Source organism: Candidatus Falkowbacteria bacterium (genome assembly GCA_018674305.1).
Classification (GTDB): Bacteria; Patescibacteriota; Patescibacteriia; order UBA11705; family JABHMO01; genus JABMRF01.
The window spans coordinates 72,453-88,977 of sequence record JABHAL010000013.1; the positions used below are offsets into that span (position 1 = coordinate 72,453).

Consider the following 16,525-nt stretch of genomic DNA (forward strand, 5'->3'; position numbering starts at 1 on the left):
GGAGAGAGAAAGAAATGTTTTATTAATCTTTTTAATGAGGTTTAGAATGATTAAAAAAATTCTTCTGCTGCTTCTATTTGTTTTTCTGTGTTCCTGCAGACCATCCCCAACGACCATTGTAACGGTGATTAAGCCTGTGGCAAAATCTGGCGCAGGATTAGTACTAATCGGTGCGGTGATAGCTGCCGCAGTAGTTTACGACAAGTTGACTGAGGATGACTTTGACGAAAAAGAAGAAGATTGAGAGAAGTTGATCAAGCCAAAGTTATCTAGTAGTAAGTGAAACCACAAAGACTCGACGACATTGCCGGGTCTTTCTTTTTTCTGTAAGTATTGTAAAATTAGCCAAAATCATTAGCCTTACTTGACATTTAACTAAGTCTGTGCTATAATATATACAGTTGATCTTTGATAGTTGTTTAACCATTAAATTGAGGTATCAAATGAAGAAGGAAATGATGTGGTTTTTCGGTATTATGGCCGTTGTGTCCTTGATCTCGCTTATCGTTGGTTTGAACAGCGAGGTTGTTTTCAACGCGAAGTTGGTCGCCCTCTTTGGTTGTCTTCTCGGTGGTTTCGCCGTGGCGATAGTTCGGGATCGTGAAGATCGGACCGTAGCGCCTAAGCTTTTCATGTGCGCGATGGCGGGATTCTCAATCTTAGTTGGAAACTTCCTGGTGGACATGATCGTGCAGGACGGTTTTCGGATGTTGGGATCGGGAGTAGGAATCTACTTCACTGCCATCTGGGTACTGTTTGTTGCTGCTACCGTCGGTTGTGTGATCGTCTATTGGCGTGATCGCCCGTCGTTCGTCACCGTTCGCACCGCGATGGCGACGTGCTTAGTTTACCTCCTGCCGGCAGTCATCTTGATGCCGATGGTGATCTACATCTAGATCTCCAGAAGTAAAAATTTTCACAACAACGTTTGTGAAAGAACTCGACAAGCATTGTCGGGTTTTTTCTTTTAAAGTTTTTGATGAACAAAGATGATTTTTGTATTGACAAATAGAAAACAATTGGTCTATGATATATATACAGAGACGCTCGTCTCTGATAGTTGTATCATCTTACAAAAGGAGATGCGATGCTAAAAAAACTGTTGCTGTTGTTCGTTTTACTCGGAATGTGTTCTTGCCAGCCTCCCACGACGGTTGTCGTAAGAACCGCATCGAGAAGTGTTGGTGTCATTGGCGGACTATTGGGAGGAATAGTAGTCTTGTCTGTTGTAAACGATTATCAAAAAGAGGATTCAGAACGTCTTAGAAGGGGGAAGTGCCCCTTGTTTGATACCCTTTTTGGTGATTGTGATCCAAGAACTGGCGGAAGCTATGGTTTCTAGTCTTACTTCAAAAGTCTAAAGGACGAAGACTTATGATTACAAGCACAGACGATTTAACGATGCACTTTCCCATTTCCATTTCACAGCTTTCAGTGACCTGACTCGACAACATCGTCGAGTCTTTTTACTTTGTTAATTCAATCTATTTTTTTAGTATAAAAATTGCTATAATGAAACAAGTTAGAGGTTGAAATATTAAATTTAAAAGTGAACACAGATGAATAGCGAAAAACAAAATTTTATCCAGCCTGAAAAATCGAATTACAAAAAACATACTTCAACAGTCGGTCAGATTCTTTTAATTCCCATCCGGCTGATTCCGTATGCAATTTTATTATGTTTAATCTTGGTTATATTAATTACGGTATTTGCAGGAATTTCTATTACTCCATATTATGCTTCATTAAAAACGGTTTACGCTGAAGGAATTGAAGGACAAAATCATTTAGTTACTGCGGAAAGTTTGATCAAAGAACAAAAGTTTGAATTAGCAATAGATGAGTTGGCTATGGCAGAAAATAATTTTAAGATTGCTGGGCAAGCCTTAGATTTAACAAGTCAGGCAGCGATTTTTCGTAGTGCTTTAGTAAAAGAACAGCTTTTAGTGGCGCAGGATATTGTTGAAATCGGTCAGATTATGTCAGGTGCTCTGAAAAACATTACCCAAAAGGGTTTAGAAATACAAACTATATTGCATACAGATAAAATCGTTTGGCAGGATATTTCACCCGAACAAAAAGGTGCCGTTTTGCAGGCTTTGTCTGATTCAACTGAAGACTTAATTGCTACTCAAAAAGATTTAAATGATATTAGTCAGAAGTTGGCAGCAATAAATTCACATAATCCATTATTTGTTTTTAATAAAGTTGTAAATCCTCTACGAAGCAAGTTACCAAAAACTCAGAAAGCTTTTGACAGCCTAATTACTGTTGCAAAGTTGCTACCAGCCTTTTCCGGTTATCCAGAAGAAAAAACTTATTTATTTATTTTACAAAATAATAGGGAAATGCGACCAAGTGGGGGATTTATTGGTACTTACGGAATCCTAAAAATCAAAAATGCCGAAATTGTGGAATTTTTCACAGACAATTCATATAATTTGGATCGTTTAGTTGAAGGAAAGTTAGATATTAAACCACCAGAACCAATTGAAAAGTATATGAATCAAGATCACTGGTATTTTCGTGATAGTAATTGGTGGCCAGATTTTGCAACTTCAGCAGAAAAAGCAACTTGGTTTTATCATCAGGAGGGTGGAAAAGAAGAAATTGATGGTGTAATTGCTATAACGCCCACAGTAATCGAGAAGCTGATCGGAATATTAGGCAATTTTACAATTCAAGATTTATTATTTAATCAGGGTAATTTCTGGGAACAATTACAATATCAAGTAGAATTTGGATATTATGATCAAGGTATTTCTGAAGCTGATCGTAAAGATATAATCGGTGACTTAGGTGAACAAATAATTCAACGTTTGTATACTGCTCCAATGAGCCAGTTCAACGATTTGTTGGCTATGGTTAGCAATCAAGTTAAAGAAAAACAAATTCAGTTGTATTTTGTTGATGATGAAATGCAAAATTTAGCAATGCAAAATGGTTGGGCCGGAGAGGTCAAGGGTTATGCTGGTGATTACTTAATGTTGGTTGATGCTAATTTAGCAGCTCTGAAAACAGATTCAGTCATGGATCGAACTATTCAATATGGTCTTGATGTTGATGATAATCATGATTTAATTGCTACGACTCGAGTGAATTATCAAAATCTGGGAACTTTTAGTTGGAAAACAACTCGTTATCGAACTTATACTAGATTATATGTGCCAGAAGGTAGTGAATTAATTTCCGTTAAAGTTGGGAATACAGAAGTGAACTTGGATGAAGATGTTGACACTTATCAGGAGTTCGGCAAAACTGCTTATGGTTTGTTTTTTCAAGTTGAACCGCAAACTTCGCGTGTGGTTAGTTGGCAATACAAATTACCCGCTCGGATCAAAAAGTATGTTGACGATGGTGAGTATAATTTAATGGTGCAAAAACAAGCTGGTATTCCTAAGTTGAATTTACAGTTGGATTTAACATTCGACAAAAAGATTAGTTGGTTAAAAGATAATTTGGATAATATCGGTAGAAATTTGAAACATGTCGAGGTTATCACCACTGATCAGATTTATACGGTTTGGTTGGAGTAAGTTTTAAGATTATAAATTAAAGATCATTAGGTCTTTTTTTGTTGCAAAAACAATGAATTTGTTGCGTAATTGGTGGATAAAGTGATGTTTTGGTTAAGTTGGGTTTATGTGGTAAAATACTTTAAGTAAGTATTAAGTTTTAAGTATTAAGTTTCCATGAGTTACGTCCCACTCCACGTTCACAGCCATTACAGTTTGCTGGACGGGTTAACTAAAATTGATGATTTAGTAAATAAAGCAAAAGAAGAAGGTTTGCCTGCTTTGGCTTTGACCGATCATGGGGTAATGCATGGCGCGATTGAATTTTATCAGAAATGCAAAAAGGCCGGAGTTAAACCAATTGTTGGAGTTGAAGCTTATATTACAAGTGACCGAAAAAAGAAAGAGGTAGGAAGTGAAGAGCGATTTCATTTAGTATTATTAGCTAAAGATTTTGAAGGCTACAAAAATTTAATTAAACTAACAACCTTCGCTCATTTGGAAGGTTTTTATTATAAGCCCAGGATTGATTGGGAAATTTTAAGGAAATATAGTAAAGGTTTAATCGGATTGTCTGCTTGTTTGGCTGGAGAAGTTCCAAAGGCGATTACTCGTGGATTGGATGATGAAAAAATTGAAGAAATTATAAAAAAATATCAGGACGTTTTTGGCCCAGATGATTTTTATTTAGAAGTGCAACACCATCCTAACATTCCAGAACAAAAAATTGTAAACAATAAATTGTACGAGTTGGGAAAAAGGTTAAATATAAATCTAGTGGCCACGAACGATAGTCATTATTTAAATAGTGAAGACGCAGAAGCTCATGATATTCTGATTTGTTTGCAAACCAAGAAAAGGTTGAGCGATACGGACCGAATGTCTTATTTAGGAGAAGATTTTTCTTTGTATACTTCAGATCAGATGTTTGATAATTTTCGTAGCAATCCGCAAGTTGTAGAAAATACTTTGAAAGTAGCAGAAAAATGTAATTTAGAAATTCCTTTGGGTGATATTCAATTGCCGTACTACGAAGTGCCTGAAGGAAAAACGGATTTTGAGTATTTAAAAGACCTTTGTTATGACAAAATTTCCAAGCGTTACTATTTTGATCCCAAAAAAGAGAAGTTGACGGAAAAAGAACAAAAGGTAATTGATCGTTTGGAATATGAATTAGGCGTTATTCAACGCGCTGGTTATCCCTCATATTTTTTGATCGTACAGGATTTTACTAATTGGTCTAGAAGTAAAGGGATTGTGGTTGGGCCGGGAAGGGGATCGGCTGCAGGGAGTGTAGTTTCATATTTGCTGGGAGTAACAAATATCGAACCACTAAAATATGACTTATTGTTTGAAAGATTTTTGAATCCAGATCGAATTTCTATGCCTGATATTGATATTGACTTTGCTGATGAGCGTCGAGATGAAGTTCTTCATTATGTAGAAGAAAAGTATGGCCATGATCACGTGGCCCAAATTATTACATTTGGAACAATGGCTGCTCGGGCAGCAGTAAAAGATGTGGGGCGGGTTTTGGATATGCCTTATGCCTTTTGTGATCAGATTTCGAAATTAATTCCCATGGGAATGAAACTGGATGATGTGATTAGTAAAGTTGCAGAGGTCAAGGATATGTATGAAACTAGTGATGACGCTAAACGCTTACTTGATTTTGCCAGAAAACTTGAAGGTGTAGCACGACATGCCTCCACTCATGCTTGTGGTGTAGTTATTACTCGAGAGGCAATGACCGAATATTGTCCTTGTCAGTTGGCTCGGGATCGGGAAGACGTAATTATTACCCAGTATTCTTTGCACCCCGTCGAAGATTTAGGTTTACTGAAAATGGATTTTTTGGGATTGAAAAATTTAACTATCATTGAGAGAGCTTGTGATATTATTGACAAAATTCATGGTAAAAAAATTGACATCGATGAAATTCCTTTGAATAACAAAAAGGCTTATAAATTATTTCAGAATGGCCGAACTACTGGAGTGTTCCAATTTGAGTCTAGTGGTATGAAACGTTATTTGAAACAATTAAGACCTTCTGAATTTGAGGATTTGATTGCCATGGTTGCTTTGTACCGACCTGGACCGTTAAATTCCGGTATGGTTGATGAATTTATTGCTAGAAAGCATGGAGAAACTGAAATAACCTATTTGCATCCTATTATGAGGGAGTCTCTGAAAAACACCTATGGAGTTATCGTTTATCAGGAGCAGGTCATGCAACTGTCCAAGGACATGGCTGGATTTACTGGGGGGCAGGCGGATACTTTGAGAAAAGCTATGGGTAAAAAAATCGCAGATTTGATGGAAAAAATGAAAAAAGAATTTTTGGAAGGTTGTCAAAACAATAAAATACCAGTTGATGTAGCAAAACAAACTTTTGAGAGCATGGAAAAGTTTGCTGAATATGGTTTTAATAAATCACATGCTGCTTGCTATGCTTTGATCGCTTACCAAACTGCATATCTAAAAGCTAATTATCCAGCTGAGTTCATGGCTTCTTTGTTAACTTCAGATCAAAATAACATGGATAGAATTACTATTGAAATTGATGAATGTAAACAAATGGGGTTGGAAATATTACCACCTAGTATTAATGAAAGTTTTTCAAAGTTTGCAGTAGTGGCTGAATCTTTGAAAGAAAAAAATCCTAGGATTCGTTTTGGTATGAGTGCTATCCGAAATGTGGGGGATGGTGTGGCCAGTGCCATAATTCATGAAAGAAAAACTGATGGCAACTTTACAACTATTGAAGATTTTTTATCTCGAGTTGGTACCAAGGCGCTTAATAAGAAATCATTAGAGGGATTGATGAAAAGTGGCGCTTTGGACTTGTTTGCCAGTCGATCCAGTTTGTTGGAAAATGTGGATAAGCTTTTGTTGTATATGAAGGAAGTTGAATTAGCAAAGTCAGCTAAACAGGTGAATATTTTTAGTTTAAGTAATGGCGGGGAAAATGTTTTGCCAGATTTGGTTTTGCGTGATGCGCCGGATTTTGGTGATCAGCAAATATTAGCTTGGGAAAAGGAATTCCTTGGTTTATATGTGTCTGAGCACCCTTTTTCTGATTACGAAAAGAAATTCAAGAGCTTGATTTATCCCATTGCTGAGGTAAAGCAAATGCGAGGTGAAAAAATAACTGTCCGCACAGGTGGTGTGGCAACAATTATCAAGAAAATTATTACCAAAAAAGGTGACCCGATGTTGTTTGTAACAATTGAAGATTCGTTGGGGTCAATTGAAACATTAATCTTTCCTAGACTATATAGATCAATGGAAAAACAAGACATTTGGCAGGAGGGAAATATTTTGGTGATCGAGGGCACTTTATCGGACAAGGATGGGGATAATAAAATATTAAGCAGTAAAGTTTGGTCAATTAACCAACAAACTGAAAGGTTAGTTATTAGTGATTTAGAAAATCAGCCAACCAATGACGAAAAGTTAAAACGTTTGGGGCAGAAACAGGTCATTGTTAAATATCCAGTAGGTGCAACCAAGGATTTCGCTAGTCAAATAAAAATGTTATTCATTGCTATCCCAGGTAAACATCAGGTAATATTAAAAATTGATGAAAAGTTAATAAAAACTAACTTTTTGATAGATCTTAGTGACGAAAGTCGGGTAAAATTAGAGAGTCTCTTGGGTAAGGAAGCAGTCTTACAGGGATAATTATTTTGACTTAAATACGATTAACTAGTAAAATGAATTTACAGATAAGGCATACAGTACTATCAAAATATATAAAGTAGATTAATAGTGAAAATAAGGGCGAGTATTCGAGCCCGGCTCCGCGCCAGCGGCCCTAATGGGGTGGGTGGGCGGGATAAATTATATGTATATAAAAAAACATTCACGTGTAACGGAGGGTTATAAAAAAATGATTTTTGGTTTAGTCGCAGCAACTGTAGTTTTGGTTGTTTTTATTTTGTATTTTTCGGCCAGTCGGGCAGTAGTTAAGGTTGTTCCAATAGCTACTCAAGTTGAAACAGACTTTGTGTACGATGTGATTACTGATGGCGGGCAAGCTTCAGATCAAATCTTGCAAGGAGTTTTGCATGAAACAGAAGTAGAGGGTATTGGCACAGGTGAAGCTACGGGTTCTGAAATTTTGGAGGGTGATACTATCGGGCAAGTTGTTTTGATTAATAATAGAGATGAAGCGCAAACTTTAGTTAAAACTACTCGGCTACTAACACAAGATGGAATTTTACTTCATTTGAGTGATCGAGCAGAAATTCCAGCTAAAGGTGAATTAGTTGCGGATGTATATGCCGATGACCCAAATTCTTTTACTGAGATTCAACCCACAACGTTTACAATTCCTGGATTGTGGGAAGGTCTGCAAAGTCAGGTTTATGCTGAGAATAAAAAAGTTATTTCAACATCAGGCGAGACTATTAAAGTTGTTAAGTCAATTGATATAGTTAAAGCAAAAGAAAGTTTAACTGAAACTTTGTATGAAAAAGCAATTAAGGATTTCGAAAGCCAGTTACCAAACAGTAATTATGTAACCTTGGTAGTTTCGAAGCAAGTTATTGAAGAGGCAGTTGATGTAGAAGAGGGCGCTAAACAAGATGAATTTGAAGTTAGTTTGAAAATAACTGCGATTTTGATAGGCTTGGATCAAAATAAAATTATCGAGGTGGCAGGAGATCGATTACAACAGGCTGTGCCAGATGGGCAAGATTTATTAAGTTTAAGTGTTGAAAAACTTAGTTATAAGGTTCAAGATTTTAACGATCAAAATAAAACAGCTAAGATCAGGGTTCATGTTGAGGGTGATTCTGTTATCAAGGCTAATAATGAAATATTTGCCAAGGACAAAATGGTTGGTTTGAGTCCCAAGGGAGTGGAGCTGTATTTGGCCAGCTTTGATGAGGTTGAATCAGTCATTGTTGAGTTGTCACCATTCTGGGTAAAGAAAGTTCCAAAGTTAAAGGATCATGTGAATATCGTTATTGTGAATCCCAATAAGTGATTACTGATTTATACAGATATACTGATAACAAAAAGAGCGCTGTGTGAGCAGCGTTCTTTTGTTTGACATGCATTTTAATAATGTTATACTTAACATAATCATAGACGATTGGTCTGGCTACCAACCAGACGCCCTTGTAGGGTTAAACTCTAATCACGAAATTCTAAGTCCTAAACAATTTTTCAAATTTAAATTCTGAAATAATCAAAATTAAGTTTGAATTTTACGTTTTGACAATTTGAATTTATTTAGAGTCTAGATATTAGAATTTAGGGTTTGATGCTCTTAAAGCATCAACTAAGTTTGTGAGGACAATTTAAGAAATTAAGAGCTCTAGAGTTTGTTTATCTAGAGAACTTGGGTGGAACCGTCCTTCGCCTCTCGACAAGTTCGAGGCTTCGGACGGCGGGCTGATAATTTGGCTTGTCGTTCAGTGGGATCCCAAGGCTAAGAAATCTTAGTCTTTTTTATTTGCTATGAAATTATTAATACAAAGAGTAACTTCAGCTTCAGTTGAAGTCGAGAAAAAAGTTGTTGGTCAAATCAATAACGGGATTTTGGTTTTTCTTGGTGTGGGAAAAGATGATTCAGAAGCGGAAGTGGATTATTTAGTTGAAAAATTAATTAACCTGCGCGTGTTTGCTGAAGATGACCCTTCGACAGGCTCAGGGCAGGTAAAGCATTTTGAAAAATCTTTACTTGAAGTTAACGGTGAAGTTTTGGTTGTTTCGCAGTTCACGTTGTACGGCAGTTGCGAAAAGGGGAGAAGACCTGACTTTTTCAATTCTGCCGGGCCTGAAAAGGCAAAGGAGTTGTATGATCAATTTATCGGTAAATTAAAATCTAAAAATATTAAAACTGAGTCAGGTGAATTCGGAGCCTACATGCAAGTTAAGCTTGTGAATGACGGACCATCTACTTTTCTTTTAGAAAAGTAGATGGAAATTTTAATCATAAAATTCTAAATTCTAAACAATAACTAAAGATAATAAAAAATATGGACAAAGAACAACTTGAAACAATGCGCCACTCTTTAAGTCACGTCATGGCGCAAGCAGTGTTAAAACTTTACCCTAATGCTAAATTAGCTATTGGGCCAGCTATTGATAATGGATTTTATTATGATTTTGATCTTGGAGAAGATTCATTTTCTAAAGCTGATTCAAAAAAAATTGAAAAGGAAATGCGTAAGATCGTTTCCAAAGATCAAAAGTTTGAGCATTTTAATTTATCAATTGAAGAAGCTAAGAAAAAGCTCAAAGATAATCCCTACAAGCTGGAAATGATTAAAGACTTGGCAGCTGAGGGTGAAAAAGAAATAAGCTTTTACAAAAACCTAGACAAAGATGGCAATGAAGTATTTGTAGATATGTGTCGTGGCCCACACGTGGAATCAACGAAAGCTGTTGGTGCTTTTAAACTACATAAAGTGGCCGGTGCTTATTGGAAAGGCGATGAAAAGAACAAAATGCTTCAGCGAATTTACGGTTTAGCCTTTGAAACTAGAGAAGAGATTGAAGATTATTTAAAAATGCTTGAAGAAGCAGAAAAAAGAGATCATCGAGTAATTGGTAAAGATTTATTTTTACTTGATCCTAAAGTTGGTGTTGGTTTACCAATGTGGAAACCTAAAGGCGCACTACTTTGGCGATTGATTGAAGACTTTTGGTATGAAGCGCATTTAGATAATGGCTATGAGTTAGTTAAAAGTCCTCATATTGGATCAAGGGAGTTATGGGAAACTTCTGGACATTGGAATTTTTATAATGATTCAATGTTCCCAGTGCTCGAAGTTAGTAAAACGTTGCAAGAATATCAAGAGGGCAAAGCAGTTGATCGGCCAAAAGAAGAATATTTACTTAAACCAATGAATTGCCCGTTCGCTATGCAGGTTTACAATGCAGATAAATGGTCATATCGCGATTTGCCATTGCGCTGGGCAGAGTGTGGCACAGTTTACCGTTATGAAAAATCAGGTGAACTATCAGGGCTGACTCGAGTTCGTGGTTTTACTCAGGATGATGCGCATATTATTTGTACTGAAGAACAAGTTGAAGCGGAGTTGGTTCGCGTAGCAAACTTTGTTAAATTTATATTTGATTCATTTGGTTTTAAGGATTATAAAATATATTTATCAGTTAGTGATCCAAAAAATCCAGATAAATATGTGGGTAATCCCAAAGATTGGAAAATGGGTGAAAAGGTTTTAGAAAAAGTAGCTAAAGGTCTTGGTATTGAATATGAGATTGAAGAAGGGGAAGCTGCATTTTACGGACCGAAATTAGATTACAAAGTAAAAGATGTTCTGGGCCGTGAGTGGCAATGTTCAACCATTCAATTTGATTTCAATCTGCCTGAAAGATTTGATATGACTTATACTAATTCCAAGGGAGAAGAGGATCGGCCGTTTATGATTCACAGGGCGTTGTTTGGTTCATTTGAACGGTTTATGGGATTATTAATTGAACACTATGCTGGATCATTTCCATTATGGTTGTCACCAGAGCAGGTTCGAGTTTTGCCAGTTTCAGAAAAGTTTAATGATTATGCAGAAGAGGTGGTTGAAGAACTAAAAAGTAAAAAGATCCGAGTTAAAATGGATAGTGATGGAGATTCTTTACCGAAACGAATTAGAAATGGAGAAAAAGCCAAGGTCCCATATTTATTAGTTGTCGGAGAAAAGGAAGTCAAAGACAAAACTGTAGCTGTACGCAAACGGTCAGAGGGGGATTTAGGTGCCAAAAATTTATCTGAAGTTGTTAATCAAATAGTTGAAGAAAATTTGAATAAAAGTTAATAACACAATTTAAAATTAGAAAAGCGAGCCGTATGAGGGCTCGCTTTGTTGTTGTTCATTATTTTGACTCCTTGCGGAATTTTCCTTTCTCGGTTTGACTTTCGTCGTAAAATCGATACATTCGCACGATGAGTAAGAAGAAAATTCTGGCATCGGTCAACTTAGTTGAAATGTTGACTGTCGGTACTGGGTGTTCGTACTCGGGCCTTAAAAAGGTAACCCGAGTCTCTTGATTTTCCTGGTCATTGTTTTCAAAAACAACGTGTGCTTTTGGAAAGTCAAAGCCAGGAATGGGTGAGTGACCTTGTCTAAGAGCATTGTCCCAATGCTCCGACTCTTGCTTGGCAAAGATAAAATGTTTTGGTGTATGGTCACCTCTGAATTCATCACGAACTCTTTCAATAGCTTCTACTGAAAGGTCCGGAAAAAGTTTTATGAGTGGATCAATTGCTTTCAAAATTGTAGCCATCTCATAGTGATTGAGTAATTCACCAGTAACTAGCTTCTTTAGGTATTCTTCAATCATTTGAGGCTCTGCCGCTGGTTGAGGGTTGGACTCAAGTTTTGTTTGAGTGGTTAAGTTTTCAAAGAAGATTACTTGCGTAACGCTGGTTTTCCCACAGTCTTCTTCAGATGGCGATTTCGGCGATCCAAAGGAGACAGTGATCACAGTGTCATCTTTTCTTAGTGACATGATCTGCCTCCTGACTGTTTAGGTTCTTACTACGTAATTGTACCATTATTACATTTTTTTATTTATTTGTCAAGTAGTCTTACAATTTTCCATAAAATAAGGTATAATAGCCTTAGTTAATTTCATGAAACAAGTAAATAAGAAATAAGTAAATTTATGGTCAATAAAAGGCTAGTTGTAATTTTAGTTTTATTAACATTCATGATAAGTACCACAGTTTTTGCTGCCAGTGACCCGTATTTTAGTAAGCAATGGTATTTACAAGAAATAATGGCTCCTGATGCTTGGACAATAACCAATGGTAAATCCTCGGTTATAGTTGCAGTTTTGGATACAGGCGTTGACGTAAATCACCCAGACTTAGCTAATAATATTTGGGTTAATACAGGAGAAATTGCTGGTGATAATATTGATAATGATAGTAACGGTTATAAAGATGATCGTAATGGTTATGATTTTATTAATAATAGAGCTAATCCAGAGCCCAAGATAACTGGAAGTTTTGTGGCTAGTGCTGCTAATCATGGTACCTTTGTTTCAGGTTTGATTTCAGCGGTTCATAACAATAATAAGGGGATAAAGGGAGTGACTGCTAATGTGAAAATAATGCCTTTGGTTGTGTTAAATTCATCTGGTCTGGGAGGATCAAGTGATGTGGCAGATGCAATTGATTATGCGGTTGATAATGGGGCAGATATTATAAATTTAAGTTTTGGTGGCGACGAGCATAGCAGTAAATTAAAAAATGCAATTACGAACGCTTACAAGAATGGAGTTTTGATAGTGGCCGCAGCTGGTAATGCGGCAGAAGGAGAAACTAATGGAATTGATATGTCCAAAAAACCACTATACCCAATTTGCTATGATCAAGAGTTTAAAGAAAATAAAATATTAGGTGTTTTATCCAGCGATAAAAGCAATAAGGTCTCAGCTTTTTCGAATTATGGGAAAGATTGTATAGATATAGCTGCACCAGGCGAAGATATGGTTAGTTTGTTGTATCATGATACAAATTATTCCCAGTTTGATCAGGCTTATGATACCAGTTGGAATGGGACTTCATTTTCGGCAGCATTAGTTTCTGGAGTCGCGGCCTTGATGAAATCAGCTAACAGTAATATATCTCCAAAGCAAATTATTGAAACTGTTATCCAGGAAAGTAATATGTTGTTTTTAAATAATGCTAAATGGAAGGGTAAAGCTGGCTCAGGTGTTTTAAATGCGAAAAAAGCAGTTGAAGCAGCTAACTCTCTTTCCGGTGGACAGTCCACAACTCCCTCAACCCCAAATACACCAGTAGTTTCAACTCCAGCAACTTTCTCAGTTCCAACTAATACTAAAACCGGGCCAGTTACTGGTGGTTCCGAAATTATAGTTTCTACTCAAAAGAGTGGTTATAGTTCAGTAAATTTTTATAATTCATCGTTTGGTAAAAAAGATGAGATTGAACTTATAAAAGGAGATCAATTTACCGGGTTGAATATTCAAGCAATTGATATTGACGGGGGGGGTAAGGAAATAATTGCTGGAACTACAAGAGGCGCTCAACCATTTGTCCGAGTAATAAATCGTTCAGGTGTAATTTTGTCTAGTATTCTAGCTTTTGGTAATGATTTCAAAGGTGGAGTAGAAGTGGCTGCAGGTGACGTAGATGGTGATGGTGAAGTCGAAATAATTGCTGCTCCACAATCAGGATTTAGCCCACTAGTTAGAATATTTAATTTAAAAGGTCAGCTTGAAAAGGAATTTTTCGCTTATAACAAAAGTTACAAAAAGGGAATTAATATTGAAGTTGGTGATGTAGATGGTGATGGTAACTTGGAAATTATTTGTGCACCACATGATGGGATAATGCCTAAGATAAAAATTTTTGATCATCAAGGAAATCTAAAAAAAGAAATTATAGCATATGCGCCACAGTTTATGGGTGGTGTTAATATTTCTGTAGCTGATGTTAATGATGATGGAGTGGCTGATATTGTGACCGGCGCTGGTGCTACTGGCGGTCCACATGTGAAAGTTTTTAAATATAATGGCTCTGTTATTGCTAGCTTTTTTGCTTATAAATCAAGTTTTTCTGGAGGAGTGGAAGTTGAAGCGGGCGACTGGGATAATGATGATGAAGTTGATATTATTACTGCGCCAGGACCAGGTGGCGGGCCACATATTAAAATTTTTACTAACATTGGAGGGTTCAAGGCTGAATTTTTCCCGTTTTCATCTAATTTCACATCTGGTATTAATATAGCTGTAATGTAAAATAAGCTATTTACAATCTAGAGAATTTAGTCTAAACTAATACATTAATACAATAATTTATTCTTTCCCTATGATAGAAGATGTAAAGATTAAGCCTTTAAAAAAATACTGTGACGATCGAGGGTTTTTTACAGAAGTAATCAAGGAGGGGGAAGACACTTTTCATCCTGTTAAACAAACAAGCTACACTGAGACTCATCCTGGAGTAATTAAAGCTTTTCATTGGCACAAAAAACAATGGGATGTCTGGTTTGTTCTAAAGGGCATGGCGCAGGTGGTACTTTATGATTTGCGTTGGGGCTCTCCAACCCGAGGAAAAACTCAAGTGATTTGTGCCGGTGAGGACAATCCATGTTTAATTTCCATTCCACCGGGAGTAGCTCACGGTTATAGAGTTTTAGGTAATCAAAAAGTTGGACTTTTATATCACACAAGTGAGGTCTACAATCCTGCTGAGCCAGATGAAGAAAGAATTCCATTTGATGATCCTCAAATTAGTTTTGATTGGTCCACTCAAAATCGTTAATTATTTCGACTTGTGTCGAAATTGAAAAATAAAAAATAAAAAAATATGGAGAACAAAGAGCAGATTGTATTTGCTCCATACGATCGGATTTTAAAATATGCTCTTCCGCTCGTACCAAAAAGTGTTAAGCCTAACCACCTAACGTTTATTCGGTTAATTTTTTCTCCCATCTTAATTGTTTTATTGGTGGGAGACGAATTTCTGATAGCTATAATTCTATTTGTGATTTTAGCTATCACCGACATGCTAGATGGGACGTTAGCTCGCTTGCGTAATCAGATTACTGATTGGGGAAAAATATGGGATCCGATCGCGGACAAATTATTGATTGGAATTGTAGTAGCAACTTTATTGCTACAGATTAATCTGAATTTAACTATTTTATTGCTAGCCTTTGAGCTGGCTTTTATTTTGGGCGGAGCTTTTAGTCGAATGAAGCAGATAGAAGTGATGGCCAATGTTTGGGGTAAAATCAAAATGAATTTACAGTGTTTTGGTGCTGGCTTTTTGATGTTGGGTTTTATGTTAAATATAGGTTTACTGATTTTCTTGGCTCAGGTTTTACTATACACCAGTATCGGTTTTGCTTCTCTCAGTATGTTGAAAAAAGGAATATAAATTGATATATTGTTAAATTGCTAAACTGTTTAGGAGTATGGAAAAAAAATATTTGGGATTAAAAGATATTAGTGCATATAATATAGCCTTTGATTTATCTAATGATGTTTGGGAAATTGTAGTTAGTTGGGATTATTTTGCTAAAAATACTGTTGGTATGCAATGGGTAAGATCAGTTGATTCTATGTCGGCAAATATTGCAGAGGGTTTTGGGCGATACACAAAGAAGGATAAGATAAAGTTCTATCGATATTGCTTCGGATCTTTGAAAGAATCTCAAGATTGGTTAGAAAAGGCTAATATTAGAAAATTTATTTCAGAAGACCAGTATAAGTACATTGAAGGTAAATTAAGCGGTCTACCTCGGGAAATGAATCATTTGATTAAGTATACAAACGAAAAATTAGAAATATAAATTATTAAATTGTTTAAACAATATAACAATATAACAATATAACAATATAACAATATAACAATATAACAATATGACTAACTGCTTGTTTTGTAAAATTGCTAGCGGAGAAATTCCTTCTCAAAAAATTTATGAGGACGATGATACTTTAGCATTTCTAGATATTAATCCAGTGAATCCTGGACATGTTTTAATAATTCCCAAAGAACATTTTGTTAATATGGCAGAGGCTAGTGGAGAGGCATTACGGAATTTAATTAGCGTAGCGCCAAAAATTGCCAAAGCTGTTTGTGAAGCCCTTGATTATAAGGGTTATAATTTCAGTACAAATAATGGTGGCATAGCCGGGCAGGAAGTGATGCATTTACATTTTCATATTATTCCTCGTAAGAAAGATGATGGTCACCCTAGGTTTATTAGAGGTGGATATGAGGAAGGACAAATGGAGGAAATAGCCTTGAAAATAAATAAAGCATTAAAATAAAAAAAGTATGAAAGATGATGACATTCTAAATGTTTCAGAGGCTGAGTTAAAAAAGTATGAACAGGCTATGAACGATCCTCAGCAACGAGTGAAAATTTTGACTCAAATCAAAAAAGTATTTGAGGGATTTATGTTCTGGAAACAAACAACATCTAAAAAACAACAAGTTGCTGAAGAAGCAGAACAAGATATTGATAAAGCACGCGATTCAATAAAAAATTTATAAT

At 36.1% G+C, this 16,525-nt stretch carries 13 protein-coding genes; 12 read left to right on the top strand and 1 reads right to left on the bottom strand.

The window, feature by feature from the left end; translation table 11 throughout:
• The first annotated feature begins 443 nt into the window (after window positions 1-443).
• From HN643_05020 to HN643_05045, 6 genes are all read left to right on the top strand, one after another.
• A complete protein-coding gene (locus HN643_05020) occupies window positions 444-896 on the top strand; it encodes a hypothetical protein (GenBank protein ID MBT7500999.1) in 453 nt (150 codons plus the stop codon).
• 663 nt (window positions 897-1,559) lie between these two features.
• Window positions 1,560-3,536, top strand: a complete 1,977-nt coding sequence (locus HN643_05025) for a DUF4012 domain-containing protein (GenBank protein MBT7501000.1) — start codon at window positions 1,560-1,562, stop codon at window positions 3,534-3,536.
• 156 nt (window positions 3,537-3,692) lie between these two features.
• On the top strand, window positions 3,693-7,199 hold the full coding sequence (locus HN643_05030; GenBank protein ID MBT7501001.1) for a DNA polymerase III subunit alpha: 3,507 nt from the start codon (window positions 3,693-3,695) through the stop codon (window positions 7,197-7,199).
• A gap of 163 nt (window positions 7,200-7,362) precedes the next feature.
• On the top strand, window positions 7,363-8,508 hold the full coding sequence (locus tag HN643_05035) for a hypothetical protein (protein MBT7501002.1): 1,146 nt from the start codon (window positions 7,363-7,365) through the stop codon (window positions 8,506-8,508).
• A 476-nt stretch (window positions 8,509-8,984) separates the two neighbouring features.
• Complete coding sequence (locus HN643_05040) at window positions 8,985-9,446, top strand: D-tyrosyl-tRNA(Tyr) deacylase (GenBank protein MBT7501003.1); 462 nt, start codon at window positions 8,985-8,987, stop codon at window positions 9,444-9,446.
• A 59-nt stretch (window positions 9,447-9,505) separates the two neighbouring features.
• Window positions 9,506-11,305 (top strand): threonine--tRNA ligase, encoded by a 1,800-nt coding sequence (locus tag HN643_05045; protein ID MBT7501004.1) that lies wholly within the window; start codon window positions 9,506-9,508, stop codon window positions 11,303-11,305.
• Between the two features lie 58 nt (window positions 11,306-11,363).
• Here HN643_05045 and HN643_05050 read toward each other — a convergent pair whose 3' ends face one another.
• Window positions 11,364-11,999, bottom strand: a complete 636-nt coding sequence (locus HN643_05050; GenBank protein ID MBT7501005.1) for a hypothetical protein — start codon at window positions 11,997-11,999, stop codon at window positions 11,364-11,366.
• A gap of 156 nt (window positions 12,000-12,155) precedes the next feature.
• Here HN643_05050 and HN643_05055 point away from each other — a divergent pair, with 156 nt between their 5' ends.
• From HN643_05055 to HN643_05080, 6 genes are all read left to right on the top strand, one after another.
• Window positions 12,156-14,258, top strand: coding sequence for a S8 family serine peptidase (locus tag HN643_05055; GenBank protein ID MBT7501006.1), 2,103 nt, complete (start codon window positions 12,156-12,158; stop codon window positions 14,256-14,258).
• Between the two features lie 70 nt (window positions 14,259-14,328).
• Window positions 14,329-14,784 carry a dTDP-4-dehydrorhamnose 3,5-epimerase family protein gene (locus tag HN643_05060; protein MBT7501007.1) on the top strand — a complete coding sequence of 152 codons (456 nt, stop codon included), beginning with the start codon at window positions 14,329-14,331 and terminating at the stop codon, window positions 14,782-14,784.
• Window positions 14,785-14,829: 45 nt separating this feature from the next.
• Window positions 14,830-15,402 (top strand): CDP-alcohol phosphatidyltransferase family protein, encoded by a 573-nt coding sequence (locus HN643_05065; protein MBT7501008.1) that lies wholly within the window; start codon window positions 14,830-14,832, stop codon window positions 15,400-15,402.
• Between the two features lie 37 nt (window positions 15,403-15,439).
• Window positions 15,440-15,817, top strand: coding sequence for a four helix bundle protein (locus HN643_05070; protein MBT7501009.1), 378 nt, complete (start codon window positions 15,440-15,442; stop codon window positions 15,815-15,817).
• Between the two features lie 70 nt (window positions 15,818-15,887).
• Complete coding sequence (locus tag HN643_05075; protein MBT7501010.1) at window positions 15,888-16,298, top strand: HIT family protein; 411 nt, start codon at window positions 15,888-15,890, stop codon at window positions 16,296-16,298.
• Window positions 16,299-16,305: 7 nt separating this feature from the next.
• On the top strand, window positions 16,306-16,524 hold the full coding sequence (locus HN643_05080) for a hypothetical protein (GenBank protein ID MBT7501011.1): 219 nt from the start codon (window positions 16,306-16,308) through the stop codon (window positions 16,522-16,524).
• Window position 16,525 lies beyond the last annotated feature (1 nt).

What these genes read in the sequence shown, in the direction of transcription:
- HN643_05050 (MBT7501005.1), bottom strand. Translation starts at nt 11,999, where the DNA reads ATGTCACTAAGAAAAGATGACACTGTGATCACTGTCTCCTTTGGATCG.
- HN643_05075 (MBT7501010.1), top strand. Translation starts at nt 15,888, where the DNA reads ATGACTAACTGCTTGTTTTGTAAAATTGCTAGCGGAGAAATTCCTTCT.
- HN643_05080 (MBT7501011.1), top strand. Translation starts at nt 16,306, where the DNA reads ATGAAAGATGATGACATTCTAAATGTTTCAGAGGCTGAGTTAAAAAAG.
- HN643_05025 (MBT7501000.1), top strand. Translation starts at nt 1,560, where the DNA reads ATGAATAGCGAAAAACAAAATTTTATCCAGCCTGAAAAATCGAATTAC.
- HN643_05070 (MBT7501009.1), top strand. Translation starts at nt 15,440, where the DNA reads ATGGAAAAAAAATATTTGGGATTAAAAGATATTAGTGCATATAATATA.
- HN643_05020 (MBT7500999.1), top strand. Translation starts at nt 444, where the DNA reads ATGAAGAAGGAAATGATGTGGTTTTTCGGTATTATGGCCGTTGTGTCC.
- HN643_05030 (MBT7501001.1), top strand. Translation starts at nt 3,693, where the DNA reads ATGAGTTACGTCCCACTCCACGTTCACAGCCATTACAGTTTGCTGGAC.
- HN643_05040 (MBT7501003.1), top strand. Translation starts at nt 8,985, where the DNA reads ATGAAATTATTAATACAAAGAGTAACTTCAGCTTCAGTTGAAGTCGAG.
- HN643_05065 (MBT7501008.1), top strand. Translation starts at nt 14,830, where the DNA reads ATGGAGAACAAAGAGCAGATTGTATTTGCTCCATACGATCGGATTTTA.
- HN643_05045 (MBT7501004.1), top strand. Translation starts at nt 9,506, where the DNA reads ATGGACAAAGAACAACTTGAAACAATGCGCCACTCTTTAAGTCACGTC.
- HN643_05055 (MBT7501006.1), top strand. Translation starts at nt 12,156, where the DNA reads ATGGTCAATAAAAGGCTAGTTGTAATTTTAGTTTTATTAACATTCATG.
- HN643_05060 (MBT7501007.1), top strand. Translation starts at nt 14,329, where the DNA reads ATGATAGAAGATGTAAAGATTAAGCCTTTAAAAAAATACTGTGACGAT.
- HN643_05035 (MBT7501002.1), top strand. Translation starts at nt 7,363, where the DNA reads ATGTATATAAAAAAACATTCACGTGTAACGGAGGGTTATAAAAAAATG.